Source organism: Billgrantia hypersalina (assembly GCF_052584175.1).
This window is the reverse complement of record NZ_JBMIQI010000017.1, coordinates 307,757-328,069: the sequence shown is the minus strand read 5'-3', so window position 1 is coordinate 328,069 and position 20,313 is coordinate 307,757. Positions and strand designations below refer to the sequence as shown.

Sequence of the window (20,313 nt, the reverse complement as noted above, 5' to 3'; positions counted from 1 at the left end):
GGCCGCTCATGTCAGGCCCAGGAGGCTCGCCTCATGTCGCCGGCGCAGCACGAGATCCCAGGCCGCACCCGCCAGCAGCAGCAGGAAACCGGCTAACTCCCCCACTACCCGGTAGTCGATGAACAGGGCATGCAGCACCAGTGCGCTGCCTCCCGCTGCCAGCAGGGCGGGCCAATAGGCACCATATCGTCGTACGCCGCTGGCCACGGCCACCAGGGTGACCAGCACGAAGCCAGCGATGACTCCGGCCCAGAGCCCCTCGTCCAGTGCGAGGTGAACTCCCAGCAGAGGCAGCAGGGCGACCAGTGCCAGGGTGCCGTAGCAGCTCGCCAGGGCAAGCAGGAAGGCCAGCATGCCGAGCAGGCCGCGGCGATACCACAACCGCAGCCAACGCCGCGGATCGAGGCGATGGCCCCAACGCAAGAGTGGGGAGGGTTTCGCGGCACCACGGCGCATGCCGATCTCGACCGAATGCGCGCCGAAGCCGGCGGCTATCTCACGGGTCTGCGCGCTTGGGCTCAGGGCGAAGTAGTCGTGGGTGCCGACCACCTTCACCTCTTCAAAGCCGGCTTCCTCGAAGAGCGCCACCAGCTCCTCCTTCACCGTGGCGCCCACCACGCATTCGACCCATAGACGGGGGTCGTCGTGGCAATCTACCGACACCGGACGATGGATCACCACATCGGCCAGCTGCACGCGCCCGTGCGGTTTGAGCACGCGGAACATCTCGGCCACGGCACGGCGCTTGTCCGGCACCAGATTGAGCGCGCCATTGCTGGTGATACTGTCGATGCTGGCATCGGGCAGCGGCAATTGTTCGGCGGAGCCTTGCATTACGCCGAGCCGATCGATGGCGTGCCGCTGCGTGGCCTGTCGCAGCCGGCGCGTCATGGCCGCGGTGAGATCCAGCGCGATGACACGTCCCTGGGGACCTGCCAGGTGATGCGCAATGATGGCATCGCCACCGGCCCCGGCGCCGACGTCCAGTACCCGGTCGCCACGGCGGATGGCATCGGCGCGAAAGGGACAGCCGACCCCGGCGAAGGCCTCGCGAACGTCGGCCGGCAGCGGTGCGAGATGTTCGGGAGAGTAGCCCAGGCGTCGGCTGGCCTCGTCACCCACAGGGAAATGGAAGGGCGAATCCGGTGCCTTCGCCACGATCGTGTACATGTGCTGCACAGCCGCCAGGATTTGCGGGCGTGAATATCCGAGTATTGCCACCATGAGGCGCTCTCCTCACGGGTCAGCGGGTGGTGTTGACTCGTCGTAGCGGTCGAGCAGTGTCCGGATGCGCTGATGCAGCCGTGGCGGTGCCTTCGCCGTGCCGGTGGCCGCCACCCTGGCCCGTAGCCGTCGTTCGAATTCGGCGCGTGTGAAACAGTCGCGGCAGCGCTCGAGGTGTCTTTCGACCTCCGCCGCCTCTCGCGGCTCGAGTTCACGGTCGAGGTAGTCGAAGAGACGCTCGATGGCCTCTTCGCAGCTCAGGGCTCTCGGATTCATTCCTGTGCCCCTCCCGTACCTTGCCCGGAAACCAAGCCGGCTTCCCTGGCCTGCTCCCACAGCGTTTGCTGCAAGTGGGAGCGAGCCCGACTCAGGCGCGAGCGCACGGTACCCAACGGAATACCCAGCAGACTCGCGACCTCCTCATACGTATAGCCCTGCACCTCGACCAGGACAATCGCGACCCGGTAGGCGTCGGGAAGTGCGTCCAGCGCTCGTTCCAGGTCTTCATGCAACAGGCCGTTGAAGAATTGGTCTTCGAGGCTGCCCCACCACAGCAGGAAGGGCTGGTGCAGCTGCTGGAACAGCGTGAAGCTGGCGCTATCCAGCTCGGCGGGTTCGGCGGCTGCGCCATCGGTTGCCTGCGGGCGACAGCGGCGTCGTCGCCATTCGCTGAGATAGGTGTTGGTGAGAATATGAAACATCCAGCCCTCGAAGCGCTGGGCATCGCGCAGCCGGTCGAGCTGCGTCCAGGCCTTGATGACCGCCTCGGCAACGATGTCCTCGGCATCGGCGGGGTGACGGGTGAGTCGCAGCGCCGTCCCGTAGAGACGGTCCATGAGCGGTGCCAGGCGCTGCTCGAACCATTCCCGCCGGTTGGCGGCTTCGTCGAAATGCATGAACGCCCCCGTGGCGTCCCGGTATCGGGCGCGTGGTTGCGACCTCGAACGGTCAAGCAACGGATCGGCCAGCGACATGGCGACACCTCTTCGAGCATGGTCCGCTCACCCTCACTGGGCAAGCGGCAGGCATGGCAGGGACGCAGCAATGACGTTTTCGGTTCCCGGCGGGAACTCTTTGCCCTCGCGTTGCGTCCTGGCGCACACGGCACCGCCTGGTGTCGTGTCAACCAGCCGAGGAGGAAGACAACATGACCGTGACAGCAAAACTCCAGGCCACCGGCGTGGATCGACAGGAGCTCGAAGCGCGCGTCAAGGCGATGTATCGCGACGTGGCCGAGGCGCCGCAGGGGGCGTTTCACTTCGAGATGGGCCGCGCCCTGGCGGAACGGCTGGGCTACGACCCTGGCGCCCTGGATCGTATTCCCGCCGCCGCCATCGACTCCTTCGCCGGTGTCGGCCATTTTCTCGACCTGGCCGCGATTCAGCCCGGCGAGACGGTGCTCGATCTGGGCAGCGGGTCGGGGATGGACAGCCTGCTGGCAGCCCTGGCAGTGGGAAGCGGCGGCCAGGTGCTGGGGCTCGACATGACGGTGGCCCAACGCGAGAAGGCCGAGCGACTGGCGCGCGAGGCGGGTTTCGACCAGGTGACGTTCCATGCGGGCTACATTGAGTCGCCGCCCTTTGCCGATGGCAGCATCGACGTGGTGATCAGCAACGGCGTGGTAAACCTGTCGGCCGACAAGCCGCGAGTCTTCGCCGAGGCGTCTCGCGTCCTGCGTCCCGGTGGGCGCCTGGCGCTGGCCGATATCGTCACCGAAAGGGCGCTGCCGGAGAGCGTCTCGTGCAACGCCACCCTATGGGCCGCATGTATCGGTGGCGCGCTGCAGCAGGACGCCTATCGCGCGGCGATCGAGGCAGCCGGCCTTGATATCGAAACCTGGCGTGAGCACCCGGAATACCGCTTCCTGACCGACTCGGCCCAGGGCGCCAGCGCCACCTATGGCGTCAAGAGCATCTCGCTGCTGGCGATCAAGCGCTGATCGGCGAGGACTGGCTTACACCGCCTGTAACGAAGGAGGAGCCATCATGAAACGCATCACCACTTCCCTCAGTGCCACCCTGCTGACCCTGGTGCTGGGCACTGTGTCCACCGGGGTCTGGGCGGAGCCTTACCAGGGGGATGGCCACCTGATCGGCACACCCGACGAACTCGAATGGGGGCCGGTCGCCTCCATGGGCGAGGGTGCCGAAATCGCGGTCATCGAGGGTGATCTCTCGGCCGAAGCGCCCTTCACCCTTCGCCTGCGGATGGAGGACGGCTACGAAATCCGGCCTCACGTGCATCCGGCCTATGAGCGGGTGACGGTGCTTGAAGGCACCCTGCACTTCGCCCATGGCGAGGAATTCGAGCGCGAGGCCACCCACGCCTTGCCGGTGGGGGGCTATGCCATCATGTCGCCTGGGGATGCCATGTTCGGCTATGCCGAAGGGGAGACCATCATCCAGCTGCACGGTACCGGCCCGTGGGGCATCGAGTACGTCGAGCCGTCGGACGACCCGCGCCAGTGAGCACCGGGGCCGCGCGGTGGCAAGCCGCGCGGCTCACTTGCACCCAAGGCGTGGCCCGCTAGCATGAGCGAATATTCACCCCGAGACGAGGAAATCGCCATGTGGCACCAGCAGGAACTGCGCCTGACGCCGCGCTCACGCGGCTTTCACCTGATCACCGACGAGGTGGTTTCGGCCGTTGCCGAGCTGCGCAAGACGGAAGTAGGTCTGCTGCACCTGCAGTTGCTGCATACGTCGGCATCGCTGACCCTCAACGAGAACGCCGACCCGGACGTGCGTCACGACCTCGACGCCTTCCTGCGCGAGCGCATCCCGGGCGATCTGCCCTATTTTCGCCACACTCTGGAAGGGCCCGACGACATGCCGGCCCACGTCTGTGCCAGCCTGCTCGGCACCCAGCTCACCCTCGCCGTGCGCGATGGGCGTCTGGCGCTGGGTACCTGGCAAGGTATCTGGCTCGGTGAACATCGCGAGCACGGCGGTGCGCGGCGGCTGATCGCCACGCTACAGGGCGAGTAGACAGGTGGGGGTCGGACGGGGCGGGTGGGCGACGCGTGACGCTATCCGGCGATGCGCTTCATTCATTGCGTTGGCGCAGTTCGTCGCGCAGGGTGGCGATCTCCTCGCGTAAGGCCCGGATGTCGGTGCGTCCCACGGTTTCCGTGTCGGGGGCCTCGGCATCGCGCCCGATGAAGAAGGTGGCCAAGGTGGCCGTCACGTAGCCGAACACGCCGAAGCCGTAGAGAGCGAGGAAGAGGCACAGGGTGCGTCCTTCTACCGTGTGAGGCCAATAGTCCGTGCCCATCGTCACCAGGATCATGACCGTCCACCATACGGCTTCGCCATAGCTGTCCATCCCTTCGCGCTCGAAGCCGTACATGCCTGCCGCTCCAACCAGAGTGATGATCAGCGTCAGGAGTATCACGTAGCCGAGGCCTCGCCGCTCCATGCTCTTGCCCAACGCACGCATGCCGCGGTTGAGGGAGCTGAGCAGGCGCAACAGGCGCAGGCCGCGCGACATGCCGGCGAGACGCGAAGCGCGCGAGAGGCGCACCAGGCCGACGATGCGCAGCGTGCGCAGGGCAGGTGCCAGCAGCGAGATCACCTTCAGCCAGTTACGTCGCAGATAGACCACCTTGCTCGGTGCGAGCACGAAGCCCAGAACGCTCTCGAGCACGAAGATGCCCCATATCACGTAGCCCAGCAGTTCCAGCAGCGGGCTAAGACCCCAGAGCGTCTCCACCACGAATAGCGTCAGCCACAGGAAAGCCAACACCAGCATGGGCCACTCGAGCCAGTCCTGTAGCTGTTCGAGCAGCTCCAGCCGCTCTGCATCGATGGCCCGTCGGGTCCGCGAGCGTTCGTCATCCTGCATGATGTGTACGCTTCTTTTCGTTGCGGTAGCCCGGTAGGGGCCTGCCTACGGGCGGGATGGCGGCGATTCGTTCCTGGCGGGGGGCTTCACTGATCTGCCCTGGCATGCTTGGCCTCCTGGGGTCGGTGCTTGTCAGCCTCATATCAAAGGTAGCAGGTCCCCTTCGGCTCTCATGGCCGTCTGTGGCACGCTTCTGCCGCGCTGGGCGGCGATGACGTTAGGGCACTCCCAGCCATTGCAGTGCCAGCTGTTTGGCCCGAGACACGTGACGCACGGCGGCTAGGCTGCCAGCCTGTCGCCTAACACCGGCGCGCCTGAGCTTGAGCACCATGCGCGCCGGCATGCCGATGAAGATCAGGCCCACCCGGCGTGCACGCAGCTCCTCGACGAGTGACCGCAGGGCGACGATAGCTGTGGCATCAAGGCTCGGCACATCACGCATGTCGAGCATGACTACACGCACCTCGGGGTCCACCACGCGCAGCGAAGAGACCGCCTTCTCCGCCGCGCCGAAGAACAGGGGGCCGTTGACGTCATAAAGCGCTACCTGAGGCGGCAGATCACGACACGTGTCGTCAGTAGCGGGGTCGACGCGTCGAGCGTGGGTCAGATGGGCCATGCGGCGGATGAAGAGCGCCGCGGCGAGGCCGATACCCACCGCCACTGCCAACACCATGTCGAACACCACCGTCAGCAGAAAACAGATCACCAGAATTGCCACGTCGCTGCCCGGCGCGCTCCTTAGGGTGTACACGAAGTGGCGTGCTTCGCTCATGTTCCAAGCGATCACGAACAGCAGGGCGGCCAGCGCGGCCATCGGCACCCGGGCAAGTACGCCGGCAAGCGCCACCACGGCCAGCAGAACCACTACCGAGTGAATGACGGCGGCAATCGGCGAAAAGGCGCCGCTTCGTATATTGGTGGCGGTACGTGCCAGTGCCGCCGTGGCGGTAATGCCGCCGAAGAAAGGCGCGACGATGTTGCCGAGCCCTTGTCCGATCAGCTCGGCATTGGGGTCGTGACGGGTGCGGGTCAGTCCGTCGGCCACCACGGCACAGAGCAGTGACTCGATCGCCCCCAGCATGGCGATGGCCAACGCGGGGCCAAGCAGCTCGCGGATCAGGGTGAAATCGAGACTAAGCGACGTGCCACCTGGCCCCGGCAGTTGCCAAGGTAGTACCAGACCTGGGGCGAAGGGCGGAATGCCGCTACCGGCCTGGCCGTTATGCTCCCAGGCGAAGCGCGAGGCAATGGTGTCGATCTCCACGCCCAGTGGTGCGACGGCCAGCGCTGCCAGCGTGCCTACTGCCAGGCCTGCCAGAGGGGCCGGCAGCGGCAGCTTCAGCCGCGGCCACAGGATCAGCGTGGCCAAGGTGACCAGTCCGATACCGAGCTCGGGCAGGGCCAGCGAGGGGAGGGCTCGCGCGATGTTGGCCAGGTTGTGCAGTGTGCTGTCGCCGAGCGCAACGCCCTCGAGCCCGAGGAAGTCGGGCAATTGCAGCAGGGCGATGACGGCAGCGATGCCGGCAGTGAAACCGAGGACCACGGGGTAGGGCACGAATTGGATCAAGTTACCCAGGCGTGCGAGGCCCAGGGTTACCAGAATCAATCCCGCCATCAGCGTGGCGATCATCAGGCCGCCGAGGCCGTAGCTGGCAACGATGGGAAACAGGATCACCACGAAGGCAGCGGTGGGTCCGGAGATGTTGAAGCGCGACCCACCCGTGAGCGCGATGATGGCCCCTGCCACGATAGCGGTGTACAGGCCGTGCTGCGGTGGTACGCCGGTGGCGATGGCCAACGCCATTGAGAGCGGCACCGCGACGATACCGATGGTCAAGCCGGCCAGCAGGTCGCGTTTGAGCTCGACCAGGCCGTAGCCTTGGCGCCAAGCCGCCCGCAGGGCGCTGCCGGGCCATGGTGGACGATGGGGGAAAGCGCGACGTGAGCGGGACATGGCCGTACCGGAAGATAAGCAAAGTAACAATTACGTTACTCCTGCCGATTGGGCCGCCACAAGCGGTCCATTGTGCTTAACGCATAAAAAAAGCGGCGGTGCCCTAAGGCACCGCCGCTACGAGACGAGACGAGTTCCGTCAGGCCGGGCTGGCATCCGCCGGGGGTTCGCCCACCGCGCCCGGCATGGCCTGTACATTGCCGCCCTGTCCGGCCAGAGCCAGGAAGTGCAGATGGCGCTCGTACTCCGAGAGCACGTCGGCGATCACCTGGCCACGGGTGAAGCCGTTGAGGTCCTTCTCCTGGCCGCCTTCTGCCAGGTAGACGTCGAGCCGTACGTAGTAGTCGTCATCCACCGGCAGGAAGCTGGGCGTGCGCATGCGATGCGGGTAAACCTGATAGACGAAGCTTGCCGAATTCTCCAGATCCACCTGCAGGGTCAGGCAGGGGAGGGATTCGCCCTCGAGCGGCGCTTCGCTCACGCTGGCTTCCTGGCCGCGGCTCTCCAGCTCCTGGGCGAACTGGGTCAGTGCCGGGCGAATGGCATGCTCGATGGTGGCGGCAGCTCCCGCGCGGTTGGAGACGTCCAGGGCCCGGTCGAGACGCTCGCGCCAGTCCCCGCCCGGGGCGGTGCCGGCAATATGACGGCGTGCCTCGGCCTTACTGCCCTCGAGCTTGAGCGCCTTGAACATGCCCACCATGATGGCGAAGATCACCAGTGAAAAGGGCAGGGCGGTGATGACCACGGCACTCTGCAGCGCCGCCAGGCCGCCGGCCATCAGCAGGGCCACGGTGATCAACCCGATCACCGCCGACCAGAAGATACGCAGCCGGATCGGTGCGTCGTGGTTCACGTCGGACAGGATCGAGGTGAAGTTCGCCAGGACCAGGGCGCCGGAATCGGCCGAGGTAATGAAGAACACGATGCCGAGGATGGTCACCACGGCGGCAGTGATGCTGGCCCAGGGATAGTATTCGAGCAGCGTATACATGGTGGTCTGGGGCGTTTCGAGCGCCTGCTGGCCGAGCTCGGTCACGCCCTGGTTGGCGACCAGCTCGATGCCGCTGTTCCCGAACACCGACATCCACACCATCATGAAGGCCAGCGGGATGAACAGGGCGCCGGCCACGAACTGACGGATGGTGCGTCCCCGCGAGATCCGGGCCAGGAACAGGCCGACAAACGGCGTCCAGGCGATCCACCAGCCCCAGAAGAAGATGGTCCACCACATCTTCCACTCGTTGGCCGCCTCGCCGGCGAAGGCATAGGTGTCGAAGCTCTTGGCCACGAAGCTCGAAAGATAATCCCCGGCATTATTGACCGCCATGTCGAGCAGTTTCAGCGTCTGGCCCTGGAACAGCACGAACAGCAGCAGTACCAGTGCCAGCAGCATGTTGAACTCCGACAGCCGGCGGATGCCTTTCTCGACGCCGCTGACCACCGAGATAGTGGCAAGCACCACGACCAGCACGATCAGGATCACCTGCACCGAGAGGCTCTCGGGCACGCCGAACATGTAGTTGAGCCCATAGTTGAGCTGCATGACGCCGATGCCGAGGCTGGTGGCGATGCCGAACACGGTGGAGATCACCGCGGTGATGTCCACGGCGTTGCCGATGGGTCCGTGGATGCGCTTGCCCAGCAACGGATAGAGTGCACTGCGGATGGCTAGCGGCAGGCGGTGGCGGTAGCTGAAGTAGGCCAGCGACATGCCCATCAGCACGTAGAGCCCCCAGCCGGAGAGCCCCCAATGCATGAAGGTCTGAACCACGGCGTTGCGCATCGCTGCCTGGCTCTCGGGCTCGAGATCCGGGGGCGCCAGGTAGTGAGCCACCGGCTCGGCGACGCTGAAGAACAGCAGGTCGATGCCGATGCCGGCGGCGAACAACATCGACGCCCAGGAGAGTGTCGAGAACTCCGGCCGTGAGTGGTCGGGGCCGAGGCGGATGCGGCCGTAGCGCGACATGCCGATGCCAATCACGAAGACCAGATAGGCGACGACCGCCAGCATGTAGTACCAGCCGAAGGTTTCGCTGACCCAGGCCAGGCCGGCGTCGAAGAAGGCGCCTGCCTCTTCGGTAAAGGTCATGGTGAGAACGAGGAAAACCAGAATGCCGGCCACCGAGCCGTGGAACACCACGGTGTTGAGCCGGTCGCGTCGCTCGTTCAGGGGTAGGTTCTGCGCCATGCAGGCGATCTCCTTTCCGAATGTGTGAACCTTCCCGCCGAGTCCTGAGGAGACGCGCTGAGGATTGCTGCTCGCAATCGAAAGCACACCTGTGACTGCCCGAGGTGCGGACCTGACCTGTCGCCGGTCGTCGAGACGGAGGCGCTTTGGCATCAGGGAGGATGTCAGAGCTGACGACTCATGGCGGGAAGGCGCTTTTATTTTTGAATGAACGTTCAAACAAAATACGCCCTTTCCCCATCCCCTTCAACCCTGCGTTAACAGATCGGCCGACAGCGTTAACGAAACGGACCAAAGTCGGCTTGCGCCTATCGCTCTGCCAGCTATATCTGATGTAACCGACATCACGTCAGGGAAGGTGCACGCATGCCGGTACGGGCAGGGAGGCTATTCGGGATGACTGCGCGACCGGCCAGCTCCGGTCAGGGCAGCGAGAAGTACAACGATAAAAACTTCCGGAGTATCTGATGGCTAAAGACAAGAACACGCCCGCGGCTCAGGCCGAAGGGCAAAGCGTCAGCGACAGCAAGTCCACCAACACCTCGCGCCGCCGTTTCCTTACCGGTTCGGCAGCCGCCGTGGGGGCCGGTGCCGCAGCCGCGGTCGGCTTTCCCAGCATTGCCGTGGCTCAGACCACGACGCTGCGCTTTCAGAGCACCTGGCCCAATCAGGACATCTTCCATGAATTTGCCGCCGACTATGTCCGCATCGTCAACGAGATGTCGGGCGGACGCCTGCGTCTGAACCTGCTGCCGGCCGGTGCCGTGGTGGGCGCGCTGCAGCTGCAGGACGCCGTCATTTCCGGTGCGCTCGACGGTGGCCACGGCGTAACGGCCTACTGGTACGGCAAGCACAAGGCTTTCTCTCTGTTCGGCACGCCACCACCGTTTGGCTGGGATGCCCATCAGTTCCTGGCCTGGTTCTGGACAGGCGGCGGCATGGAGCTCTACAACGAACTGCTGGCCAATCTCGAGCTGCCTCTTGTCGGCTACCAGACCGGCCCCATGCCGACCCAGGCGCTGGGCTGGTTCAAGGAGCCGATTACCAGTGCCGACGACCTCCGCGGGCTCAAGTACCGTACCGTGGGCCTGGGGGCCGACCTGATGCGCGAGTTCGGCGCGGCAGTGACCATCATGGGGGGCGGCGACATCGTGCCGGCCATGGATCGCGGCCTGCTCGACGGTGCCGAGTTCAACAACCCTTCCTCGGATCGCCTGCTTGGCTTCCCCGATGTCAGCAAGACCTGGATGCTGCGCAGCTACCATCAGGATTGCGAGGCCTTCGAGATCATCTTCAACAAAAACAAGCACGACAGCCTGCCCGAGGAATTCCAGGCCATCCTGCAATACGCTGCCAAGGCGGCTTCTTCCGAGATGTACTGGAAGGCCATGGAGCGCTACCCGCGGGACCTCCAGGCCATGCGCGAAGAGCAGGGCGTACAGACCTACATCACGCCCGATTCCGTGCTTCAGGCGCAGCTCGATGCGTGGGACAAGGTGATCGAGAACGAGTCCCAGGACGAATTCTTCAAGAAAGTCGTCGATCACCAGCGCGAGTACTGCGAACGCGTCGTTGGCTTCCATCTGGAGAACAACACCCCCAAGGAGCCTGCCTTCCAGCACTTCTACGGCAGGTCGCCTACCGACACCTCGACCATTCTGTGAGTCGCCGGGCCCCCAGTGGGCCCGGACAACCCTGTTGCCCCGGTACAGGACGTGGCCGGGGTTCTGTTCCGCCCTGCGTTGCCCAGTCGGGTCAAGCAGGGGTGGTGAGAGGTGATCATGCGTTTCGTCTTCTTCATCGACCATCTCAGCACGTGGGTGGGTAAGGTCTTCGCCTGGTCGATCCTGATCCTGACCTTCGTGGTGAGTTACGAGGTCTTCATGCGCTATGCCCTGGGGTCGCCAACGACCTGGGCCTACGACACCAGCTACATGCTCTACGGTACGCTGTTCATGATGAGCGGGGCCTACGCACTGGCTCACAACGCTCACGTCCGCGCCGATGTGGTGTCGCGTTATTTCTCGCCGCGCTGGCAGGCGGGCATCGAGTTGGCGCTCTATCTCCTGTTCTTCTATCCCGGCATCCTGGCCCTGGTCTGGAGCGGCTGGGATTTCTTCGCCGCTTCCTTCCGGCAGAACGAGCATAGCTCCTTCACGCCGGGCGGACCGCCCATCTGGCCTTACAAATTCGTCATCCCCGCCTGCGGTGTACTGCTGGTCATACAAGGCATGGCCGAGGTGGTGCGCTGCTTCCATTGCCTCAGGCACGGCAAGTGGCCACGGCGGCTGGGGGACGTCGAGGAGATCGCCATACCGGTCAACAAGGAGGCTGAAATCAAGGCCGCCCAGCAAGAGTCGGGAGACAAGTAGCCATGAGCGAACCGGAAATCGGAATCCTGATGCTGGGCATGCTGGTCATCCTGATCATGCTCGGCTTCCCCATTGCCTTCACGCTGATTGCCATGGGCATCGGCTTCGGCTACTTCGCCATCTGCGACATCATCTTCCCCCTGCTGGTGCAGCGCGCCTATGGGGTCATGTCCAACGATGTGCTCATTGCCGTGCCACTGTTCCTGTTCATGGGTTACATGGTGGAAAGGGCCAACATCCTGGACCGACTGTTCGGCAGCCTGCAGCTGGCTGCGCGCGGCATGCCGGCCTCGCTGGCGGTGGCGAGCCTGATTACCTGTGCGCTGTTCGCCACTGCCACCGGCATTGTCGGGGCCGTGGTGACGCTGATGGGGCTGCTCGCGCTGCCGGCGATGCTAAAGGCCGGCTACGACAAGCGTCTGTCGAGCGGAGTGATCTGTGCGGGGGGCTGTCTCGGTATCCTGATACCGCCAAGCATCATGCTGATTCTCTACGGTGCCATGGCGGGGGTCTCGGTGGTGCGCCTGTATGCCGCCGCCCTGATTCCCGGACTGCTGCTGGCGGGGCTCTACATCCTCTACGTGATGGGCCGGGCCATGGTGCATCCCCAGGTGGCACCCAAGCTGCCGCCAGAAAGTCTCGACGTCCCACGCAACGAGGTCTACTGGGGCCTGTTGACCTCCTTCGTACCGCTGTTCGTGCTGATCATGGCGGTACTCGGTGCCATTCTCTTCGGCTTGGCCACCCCGCATGAGGCCGCCGGCATCGGCGCGCTGGGAGCCATCCTGCTGGCCGCCGCCTACCGCCAGTTGACCTTTACCCGGCTGCGCGAAGCCGTGTTCCTTACCGCCCGCACCAGTGCGATGGTGTGCTGGTTGTTCGTCGGCTCATGGATCTTCTCGTCGGTGTTCTCGCTGCTCGACGGTCACTCGCTGATCGAGCACTGGATCAGCGGGCTGTCGCTGACGCCGCTGCAGTTCCTGCTACTGGCGCAGCTGATGATCTTCCTGCTCGGCTGGCCGCTGGAATGGACCGAGATCATCATCATCTTCGTGCCGATCTTCCTCCCGCTGCTCCACATGTTCGGCATCGACCCGCTGTTCTTCGGCGTGCTGGTGGCACTCAACATCCAGACATCGTTCCTCACGCCGCCCATGGCGATGTCGGCCTTCTACCTCAAGGGCATCGCGCCCAAGGGGATCCAACTGGGCGATATCTTCATCGGTATCGCCCCGTTCCTGCTGCTGGTCTTCGTGGCCATGATCATCCTCTACCTGGTGCCCGGCATCGTGTTCTGGTTGCCGGGCGTGCTCTACAACTGAGGCATGACGGCAAGAAGCGGCGAAACGCATCGGGCCCGGCGCAAGCCGGGCCCGATGCCATTACGAGCGTTGCGTCGCGATCAACCGCGGTGATGCTTGCCATGACCCTTGTGATGGCGGGGCTGCATGAAGGCCTCGAGAGCGGCGATCTGTTCGTCGGTGAGAACTTCGCCGAGTGCCTCGCGATGCGCTTCGCGCAGTGACTGCCACGCCTCGCGACGCGCCTCGCGGGAGTCGAACTCCTGTTCGCGCAGTTCCTGCACGTCGGCATACAGGGATTCGCGAAGCTCGGTCAGCCGCTCGCGCTCCTCGTCGGAGAGTTCCCAGCTGTCGACCAGGGTGGTCAGCCGCTCCTGCATGTTCTGGCGACGTTGTTCGCCGTGCTCGCCGTGCCTCTCCTCGCGCATTTCCCGCTTGGCCTCGCGCAGGGCTTCGCGCTGCTCCTCGTCGAGGATGTCATCCATGCGCTCGCGGTGCTGCTCGTGCAGCTCGCGCAGCGCCTGCATGTGTTCACTATGGGCCTCTTCCAGGGCGCTGCGGGTCTCCTCGTCGAGGCCGGCACGCTCGAACAGGGCCTGGCGGCGCTCTTCGAAGCGTTCCTGGCGCTGTTCCTGCCAGTCGCCCTGGCTCTCGCTGGGCGCGGCGACGGCAGCCAGCGACAGGGGCGCGATGGCCACGGCGAGCAGGGCGGGCATCAGCAGTTTCCGGGTAGCGTTACGACGCATGAAAGTCACTCCTTGGCGTTGGGTTGATGCGTGCAGTGTCGTACGGCCCTGTGCAACCAACTTGCAGTAATCGTGAAAGAAGCAAGGTCACTCTTCGGGCTGGTACTTGTATCCCACCCCATAGACAGAGCGGATGATCTCGCGTTCGGGCCAGACGTCGCTGATCTTGCGCCGCAGTTTCTTGACGTGGCTGTCGACGGTGCGCTCGGAGACGATGCGGTGGTCACGGTACATGCGATCCATCAGCTGGTCGCGTGAGAAGATACGCCCGGGGGCCTGCATCATCACCTTGAGCAGCTGGTACTCCACCGCGGTGAGGCCGAGGTCGTAGCCGTCGGCCAGAGCCCGCCAGCCCTCGTCGTCCAGCGTGAGCTGGCTTCCGGTGGCCGCGGCGGGGTCGTGCAACGCCTGGCTGCGGCGCAGTACCGCCTTGACCCGGGCCACCACCTCGCGCGGGCTGAAGGGCTTGCAAATGTAGTCGTCGGCACCGAGTTCCAGGCCCAGCAGGCGATCGACCTCCTCGACCCGTGCCGTGAGCATGATGATGGCAATGCCGGGCCAGCGCTGGCGTATCTCGCGACACAGGGTAAGGCCGTCGGTGCCGGGCAGCATCAGGTCGAGCAGTACCAGCGCCGGCAGCTGCTCGGCGGTGCTGCGCTCCTGCAGCCAGGGCAGAACCTGGTCGCCGTGATCGATATGCCGGGTGGCGTAGCCGCTGCCCTCCAGGTAGTCGGCGACCAGCCGCGCGATCTTGGGCTCGTCCTCGACGATCAGCAGGGTGTCACGTGGGGCTTCGGAGTCGTGCATGGGCGCCTTTCCTCATGGGGTTCGCTCGTCGGCTGCCAGGGCCGGAAACTCTAGGGTCCAACATAACCCACCCAAGGGGGAGGGTGAGGCCTGCATGGTGCCGCCGTGGCTCTTGACCAGGGCGCTGGCGATGGAGAGCCCAAGGCCGCTGCCGCCGCTGGCACGGCTGCGCGAGCCCTCGACGCGGTAAAGCCGCTCGGTGAGCCGGCCTAGCGCGGCCTCGGGTACGCCCGGGGCGCTGTCCTGCCAGATCACCCGCACGCGATCCGCCAACGTGTCCAGCTTGACCTCCAGCCTGCCCGGGGCAGTGGTATAGGCACAGCTGTTGTCGAGCAGGTTAGTCCAGAGCTGGCGCAGCCGCCGGGCGTCGCCGCGGATCCAGGCTGGCCCCTGAATCGAAGGGGAGAGCGTCATACCGCAGTCTGCGAGCCAACCGCCGGCTTCTTCTAGACGCGAGGTCAGGCTTGCCGCCAGGTCAAGGGGCGCCAGCTGTACCTCGAGCGCGCCGGCATCGCTTTGCGACAGCAGGCGCAGGTCGGCCACCAGCCGTTCGAGTTGACCGACCTCCTGGGAGAGCGAATGCAGGTTGTCCTCGTTCAACGGACGGATGCCGTCCTGCATGGCTTCGATCTCGCCACGCAGCACGGCCAGCGGCGTACGCAGCTCGTGGGCGATGTCGGAAACCCAGCGGCTGCGCGCTTCTCGGCTGGCTTCCAGCGTTGCCGCCAGCGTGTTGAAGTCGCGGGCCAGGCGCGCCAGTTCGTCGCGACCGCGCTCCGGCAGCCGCGCGCTGTAGTCGCCTTCGATCAGGCGGCGTGTCGCCAGTGCCATGCTGCGCGTCCTCCTGCCCAGCCACCAGGCCAGGCCGCCTGCCAGCAGCAGCGATGCCAGGCCCAGGGCGGCGACGATGATGCCCAGGTTGCGCTGCTGGCGCGACAGGAAGATGCGGTCCATGCGCGCCATCAGCTGCTCGGGAGGCCGGTAGCCGAGGGTGCCGACCTGCTGGTCCCGGTACACGATAGGCAGCCAGCGCAGTGCCTCGTCCCCATCGCGCTCGTGGGGCGGTGGTCCGATGACCTGCCGGCCCTCGGCGTCGTGCAGCACGAACTCCCTGGCATCGCCCAGGCGGCGTTCGATGCCGTGGGGCGGTCGCTCGCCGGGCCACAGTTGCTGGCGTACCACCCGCTCCCAGGTGCGCGGCGAGCCGCGCAACCACTCCCAGCCGCCGTGGCGTGCCCACTCCTGACCCAGCCCATCGGCCAGGGTTTCGGCGCGATGGGTTTGGGTGGTCTCGAGGTATTCGAGGAAGCCACGATCGAGGCTGCGAGAGACGGCCAGGAACACCAACCCCGCGATCACCACGTTGACCGACAGTATGATGACGAACAGCTTGACGCCCAGGTGCGAGAAGCGGGGGCGCGGCAGGCGAGACCTCATCGTGTCGGCTCCTGAGTGGGTTCGGCGTGGGTCGGGTGTCCCCATCGTTCGCGCAGGCCTTCCAGCATCAGATAGAGGCAGGGTACCAGTATCAGCAGGATCAGGGTGGCGAACAGCATCCCGAAGCCCAGCGAGATGGCCATCGGGATCATGAAGCGCGCCTGGCGTGAGGTCTCGAAGATCATCGGCGCAAGACCCAGGAACGTGGTCATGGTGGTCATCAGGATCGGGCGCAGGCGGCGGGTCGCTGCGGCGACGATCGCCTCGCGGGCACCGAAGCCTTCGCGCCGGCGACGGTTCGCGTAGTCGATCAGCACCAGGGCGTCGTTGATCACCACGCCGGAGAGCGCCAGCATGCCCATCAGACTGATTACCGACAGGCCGAAGCCCATCAAGGCATGGCCGGCCATGGCACCGATGATGCCGAAGGGAATCGCCGCCAGCACCAGCAGCGGTTGCAGGTAGCTGCGAAACGGAATCGCCAGCAGGGCGTAAAGCGCGATCAAGGTGAGCCAGGTGGCCTGGCCCAGCGCCGAGACGTTCTCGGTCGTCTCCTGCTGGCGACCGCCGAGGGTCAGCTCGAGCCCCGGCCAGGCAGCCTGCAGGGCGGGAAAGACATCCGCCTGCAGCGTCGCCAGCACCTGGTTGATCCTTGCGTCGCCGTCGGTATCGGCAGTAACACTGATCTGGCGCCGGCCGTCGAGTCGCTCCAGTGTCGTGGCGGCATGGCCGAGGTGGACCTCGGCGATCCGCGAGAGCGGCACCTCCAGACCGTCCGCGGTACGAATCGGCAATTGGTAGAGGTGTCCCAGGCTGTCGCGCTCCTCGCTCGGCAGGCGCACCGCAACGCTGATTTCGTGACGACCGACGAATTGCTCGATGGCCGTGGCCCCCTGCAGCGGGCCGCGTAGCTGAGCGGCGAGATCGGCGCCGGTGAGGCCCAGCGCGCGACCCTCCTGCGACAAGCGCAGTTCGAGCTGCGGCTTGCCGTCAGCCAGGCCGCTGTCGATATCGGTCAGCCCTTCGAGGGCGGCCAGCTCGTCGGCGAGCCGGGTCGCGGCGGCCTCGAGTGCGCGGCTGTCGGGGTGAGACAGGCGCAGCGTGAGGCCGGCGCCGGCGCCCGGGCCACCGAAGTCCGATTCGAAGCGCACCGCCTGGACGCCGAGGACGTCGCCGGTCTCTTCGCGCCATGCCCGCGCCACCCGTGAAGGCGACCAGTCTGCGAGGCTGTCTCGGGCGATGGTCAGCCGCACATTCAGTCGATCGCCGTCGATCTGCGCTCGGGTGTCGGTGAAGCGCGGGCCGTTGTCGCGCTGGGCAAGCGTCGTGGCGGCATCCAGCAGCCGGTCGCGAATGTGCCGATCCTCGGCGATGGGGCTGCCCACCGGCAGGGTCACCGTGGCCTGCACCCGGTCGGATTCCACGCGGGGCATCAGCGAGAACCCCATGCGGCCACTCAGGCTCCAGGCGATGGCCAGGGCCAGCACGGCCACGGCCAGGCTCACGCTGAACATCCGCTGGTCGAGGGCACGCTGCAGGAAGGGCTCGAAGCGCTGCTGGGTGAAGTGGGCAAGCCCATCCTGCATGGCGCGTCGCAGGCGGTCCAGGGGTCTGAACCAGGGGCTCGGCTGGCGTCCGCCGGCGCGATGCGCCAGGTGAGCGGGCAGGATGAATAGCGCCTCCAGCCACGACACCAGGAACACCGTAACCACTACCAGCGGCACCACCGCGAAGATCATGCCGAGAAAGCCCGGCAGAAACAGCAGCGGCAGGAAGGCGACGATGTTGGAGAGAATGGCAAAGGTGATCGGCATCGCCATCTCGCGGGCACCGCGGACGGCGGCCTCGCGCAGCGAATGGCCCTGTTCGCGGTAGCTGTGGATGTTCTCGCCGACCATGATGGCGTCATCGACCACGATACCCAGCGCGATGATGAAAGCGAACATGGACATCATGTTGATCGACACGCCGAGCCAGGGCAGGAACAGCATGGCACCGAGGAAGGCGGTAGGAATGCCCAGCGTGACCCAGAGTGCCAGGCGCGCCTCGAGGAACAGGGCCATCAGGACCATCACCAGCGCCAGGCCCAGCCAGGCGTTCTTGAGCAACAGGTCGAGACGGTCACGGTAGATCTCGGAGCTGTCCTGCGAGACGCTCAGGCTGATGCCTTCCGGCAGGCCGGCGCGCAGTCGATCGAGCTGGGCCTGCACGGCATCGGAAATGCCGATCGGTGTCTGGTTGCCGATTTGGTAGACCTCCAGGCTCAGCGCCGGTGCGCCGTTGAACAGCACCTCCCGGTCGCTCTCGGCGAAACCGTCGACGACCCGGGCGATGTCGCCCAGGCGCAGCTGGCCGCCGTCAGCGGTACCCAGCAGCGGCAGCTCGGCGAACTCGCGGGTCCCGTCCCGCCGGCCCTGGTAACGTACGAGCCACTCGCCTTCGGCAGTGGTCAACCGGCCGCTGGCGAGATCCAAAGCCTCGTCGGCGATGCGTGTCGCCAGGCTGCGGTGATCGAGGCCATGCCGGCGCATCGCCTCCTCGTCGAGCAGCACCTGGATTTCGCGTTCGCGGCTATCGGCAAGCTCGACACGCGAGATGCCGGGGGCGGCTTGCAGCTCGGCGCGCAGGTGCTCGGCCACGTCGTGCAGCAGTCGCTCGTCTACCCAGCCGTGCAGTTGCAGGCTCATCACGCTACGTGCACGACCGGCGAGGCTGAAGCGTGGCGGGTCGGCGGCGGCGGGCAGGTGGGTGATGGCATTGATGGCCTGCTGGATCTCCTGGTAGGCGCGCATCACGTCGACGCCGTCGATCAGGCTGAGGGAAACGCGCCCGGCCCCCTCGTTGGCGGTGGCGGTCATCTCGTCGATACCGTCGACATCGGCCAGGGCCGCCTCCATGGGCAGCAGCAGGCTGCGCTCGACTTCCTCCGGCGTCGCCCCGGGATAGCCGATCGCCACATGCACGATTTCGAGTTCGAACTCCGGAAAGACCTCCTTCTTGATCGCAAGCGATGCCAACAGACCGCCGACGATCAGCAGCACCATCAGCAAGTTGGGCGCGACGCCGTGATGCACCATCCAGGCGATAGGGCCACGGCGCATCATGAGCGTGACTCCAGATACTCCCCGGCAGGACGCTCGTCGTCGGCAATGCGTGGCCGCAGGGTCATGCCTTCGCGCGGCTGGCCGAGCGGCGAGACGACCACCCGTTCCCCTTGCTCGAGGCCGGTGTCGACCAGCACCTGCGCCTCACCGCGGTGCACCACCTCCACTTGGCGTCGGCGCAGGCGCTCCTCCTCGTCCAGCACCCAGACCTGATCGCCAGGACGCAGGGCGGCGGCAGGCAGGACGATCAGCCCCTCGCGGGGGCGGGTATCGAATGACAGGCGCACCATGTCGCCCAGGCGCAGGGCCGGCGCGTCGCTCTCCAGGCCCAGCGGGTCGTCGACCGCCACCAGCAGCTGGGCCTGAAGTCCCTGCTCCTCCAGGGCGGGAAGGGTGGCGATCACTTCCCCGTGACGGTTTTCTCCAGCGGCCCAGGTGCGCGTCGACAGGCGTACCGAACTACCGGGACCGTCGGCATCGGCGACCGTGAGCCAGCCCAACGCCTCGCTGGGCAGCGAGACGCGCACCCAGAAGCGGGAAACGTCGACAAGGTGAACGATTTCGGTGCCGTTGGCGACGCTACTGCCCGCGCCCAACAGGCGCGCCTGTACCATGCCGCGCCAGGGGGCGAGGAGAGTGGTCCGCTCGAGTTCCAGCCGGGCCCGGTCGCGAGCGGCTCGAGCTCGCTCCAGCTCGGCTTCGGCCTGTCGCAGCTGCGGCTGGCGCAGCACCAGCGCGCGGCGCTCGGCGGTAAGCTCACGGCCGAAGCTGCGGTATTCGGCTTCGGCGCGCTGCTGTTCGCCGCGCTCCATGGCCAGCGCTGCTTCGGCCTGTGCCAGCGCCGCCTCCGCTTCGCGCAAGGCCAGGCGCAGGTCGGCATCGTCGAGTCGCGCGACAGGGGTGCCGGCCTCCACCACGCGGCCGGGCAGGGCCTCGGCGGTAAACTCGACCAGCTCCCCGGCGACCCGGCTGGCCAGGCGCGCCTCGCGCTCGGCAATGACCCGGCCGAAGCCGTGCAATTCCGGGGCGGCGGCCTGACGCTGAACCAGTACCGTGTCGACCAGCGGGGCCGGTGTCTCCACCGGCGCGCGGCGCTCGATGCGTGGCGGCTGCGAGACCAGCCACCAGGCGCCGGCCGCTGCCGCAGCCAGAACCAGCACGGCAAGCAGGGCACCGAGGGAGACGCGGCCGCGCTGATAAGCGACGGCGCCGCCTGGAGGGAAGGTGACTCTGTTATTGGTGGCAGACATCGAAGGCTCGCGGCGACTGGAGGCTCGAGCAGGATGGCACAGGGCGATGCAGCCAATGGTCACGAAGCGTGCAAGCAGTGTGCA

Annotated in this window: 17 protein-coding genes; 6 read left to right on the top strand and 11 right to left on the bottom strand. The window is 66.0% G+C overall.

Annotated features, from left to right (window positions below; genetic code table 11):
- Positions 1-6 precede the first annotated feature (6 nt).
- From ACOJCM_RS14470 to ACOJCM_RS14460, 3 genes are read right to left on the bottom strand one after another with little or no spacing between them, the layout of a single operon-like run.
- Positions 7-1,224 carry a MerC family mercury resistance protein gene (locus tag ACOJCM_RS14470; RefSeq protein ID WP_445212763.1) on the bottom strand — a complete coding sequence of 406 codons (1,218 nt, stop codon included), beginning with the start codon at positions 1,222-1,224 and terminating at the stop codon, positions 7-9.
- 12 nt (positions 1,225-1,236) lie between these two features.
- The gene (locus ACOJCM_RS14465; protein ID WP_445212762.1) at positions 1,237-1,500 is read right to left on the bottom strand and encodes an anti-sigma factor family protein; all 264 of its coding nucleotides are present in this window, start codon (positions 1,498-1,500) and stop codon (positions 1,237-1,239) included.
- Positions 1,497-2,120: a sigma-70 family RNA polymerase sigma factor gene (locus ACOJCM_RS14460; protein ID WP_445212761.1), complete on the bottom strand. Its 624-nt coding sequence runs from the start codon at positions 2,118-2,120 to the stop codon at positions 1,497-1,499. Before ACOJCM_RS14460 ends, ACOJCM_RS14465 begins: the two co-directional genes overlap by 4 nt.
- A 251-nt stretch (positions 2,121-2,371) precedes the next feature.
- Here ACOJCM_RS14460 and ACOJCM_RS14455 point away from each other — a divergent pair, with 251 nt between their 5' ends.
- The 3 genes from ACOJCM_RS14455 (at position 2,372) to ACOJCM_RS14445 (ending at position 4,211) form a co-directional block, all read left to right on the top strand.
- Positions 2,372-3,163 carry a methyltransferase domain-containing protein gene (locus tag ACOJCM_RS14455; RefSeq protein ID WP_445212760.1) on the top strand — a complete coding sequence of 264 codons (792 nt, stop codon included), beginning with the start codon at positions 2,372-2,374 and terminating at the stop codon, positions 3,161-3,163.
- Between the two features lie 46 nt (positions 3,164-3,209).
- Entirely contained in the window at positions 3,210-3,692 is a 483-nt protein-coding gene (locus ACOJCM_RS14450; protein WP_445212759.1) for a cupin domain-containing protein, read from the top strand.
- 99 nt (positions 3,693-3,791) lie between these two features.
- On the top strand, positions 3,792-4,211 hold the full coding sequence (locus tag ACOJCM_RS14445) for a secondary thiamine-phosphate synthase enzyme YjbQ (protein ID WP_445212798.1): 420 nt from the start codon (positions 3,792-3,794) through the stop codon (positions 4,209-4,211).
- 58 nt (positions 4,212-4,269) lie between these two features.
- Here the strand turns inward: ACOJCM_RS14445 and ACOJCM_RS14440 are convergent, their stop codons facing one another.
- The 3 genes from ACOJCM_RS14440 to betT form a co-directional block, all read right to left on the bottom strand.
- The gene (locus tag ACOJCM_RS14440) at positions 4,270-5,067 is read right to left on the bottom strand and encodes an ion transporter (RefSeq protein WP_445212758.1); all 798 of its coding nucleotides are present in this window, start codon (positions 5,065-5,067) and stop codon (positions 4,270-4,272) included.
- A gap of 217 nt (positions 5,068-5,284) precedes the next feature.
- The gene (gene dauA / locus ACOJCM_RS14435; RefSeq protein ID WP_445212757.1) at positions 5,285-7,024 is read right to left on the bottom strand and encodes a C4-dicarboxylic acid transporter DauA; all 1,740 of its coding nucleotides are present in this window, start codon (positions 7,022-7,024) and stop codon (positions 5,285-5,287) included.
- Between the two features lie 139 nt (positions 7,025-7,163).
- A complete protein-coding gene (gene betT, locus ACOJCM_RS14430) occupies positions 7,164-9,212 on the bottom strand; it encodes a choline BCCT transporter BetT (RefSeq protein WP_445212756.1) in 2,049 nt (682 codons plus the stop codon).
- 467 nt (positions 9,213-9,679) lie between these two features.
- On the opposite strand from betT, the gene ACOJCM_RS14425 reads away from it, so the two are divergent.
- The 3 genes from ACOJCM_RS14425 (at position 9,680) to ACOJCM_RS14415 (ending at position 12,906) form a co-directional block, all read left to right on the top strand.
- The gene (locus ACOJCM_RS14425) at positions 9,680-10,876 is read left to right on the top strand and encodes a TRAP transporter substrate-binding protein (RefSeq protein WP_445212755.1); all 1,197 of its coding nucleotides are present in this window, start codon (positions 9,680-9,682) and stop codon (positions 10,874-10,876) included.
- A 117-nt stretch (positions 10,877-10,993) separates the two neighbouring features.
- Positions 10,994-11,584, top strand: a complete 591-nt coding sequence (locus ACOJCM_RS14420) for a TRAP transporter small permease subunit (RefSeq protein ID WP_445212754.1) — start codon at positions 10,994-10,996, stop codon at positions 11,582-11,584.
- 2 nt (positions 11,585-11,586) lie between these two features.
- Complete coding sequence (locus ACOJCM_RS14415; RefSeq protein WP_445212753.1) at positions 11,587-12,906, top strand: TRAP transporter large permease; 1,320 nt, start codon at positions 11,587-11,589, stop codon at positions 12,904-12,906.
- Between the two features lie 80 nt (positions 12,907-12,986).
- Here ACOJCM_RS14415 and ACOJCM_RS14410 read toward each other — a convergent pair whose 3' ends face one another.
- The 5 genes from ACOJCM_RS14410 to ACOJCM_RS14390 all read right to left on the bottom strand — a co-directional run bounded on the left by ACOJCM_RS14410 (position 12,987) and on the right by ACOJCM_RS14390 (position 20,229).
- Positions 12,987-13,631: a hypothetical protein gene (locus ACOJCM_RS14410; protein WP_445212752.1), complete on the bottom strand. Its 645-nt coding sequence runs from the start codon at positions 13,629-13,631 to the stop codon at positions 12,987-12,989.
- A gap of 87 nt (positions 13,632-13,718) precedes the next feature.
- The gene (locus ACOJCM_RS14405) at positions 13,719-14,438 is read right to left on the bottom strand and encodes a response regulator (RefSeq protein WP_445212751.1); all 720 of its coding nucleotides are present in this window, start codon (positions 14,436-14,438) and stop codon (positions 13,719-13,721) included.
- A 12-nt stretch (positions 14,439-14,450) separates the two neighbouring features.
- The gene (locus tag ACOJCM_RS14400) at positions 14,451-15,875 is read right to left on the bottom strand and encodes an ATP-binding protein (RefSeq protein ID WP_445212750.1); all 1,425 of its coding nucleotides are present in this window, start codon (positions 15,873-15,875) and stop codon (positions 14,451-14,453) included.
- Positions 15,872-18,979, bottom strand: coding sequence for an efflux RND transporter permease subunit (locus ACOJCM_RS14395; RefSeq protein WP_445212749.1), 3,108 nt, complete (start codon positions 18,977-18,979; stop codon positions 15,872-15,874). Before ACOJCM_RS14395 ends, ACOJCM_RS14400 begins: the two co-directional genes overlap by 4 nt.
- Entirely contained in the window at positions 18,976-20,229 is a 1,254-nt protein-coding gene (locus ACOJCM_RS14390) for an efflux RND transporter periplasmic adaptor subunit (RefSeq protein WP_445212748.1), read from the bottom strand. Before ACOJCM_RS14390 ends, ACOJCM_RS14395 begins: the two co-directional genes overlap by 4 nt.
- Positions 20,230-20,313 lie beyond the last annotated feature (84 nt).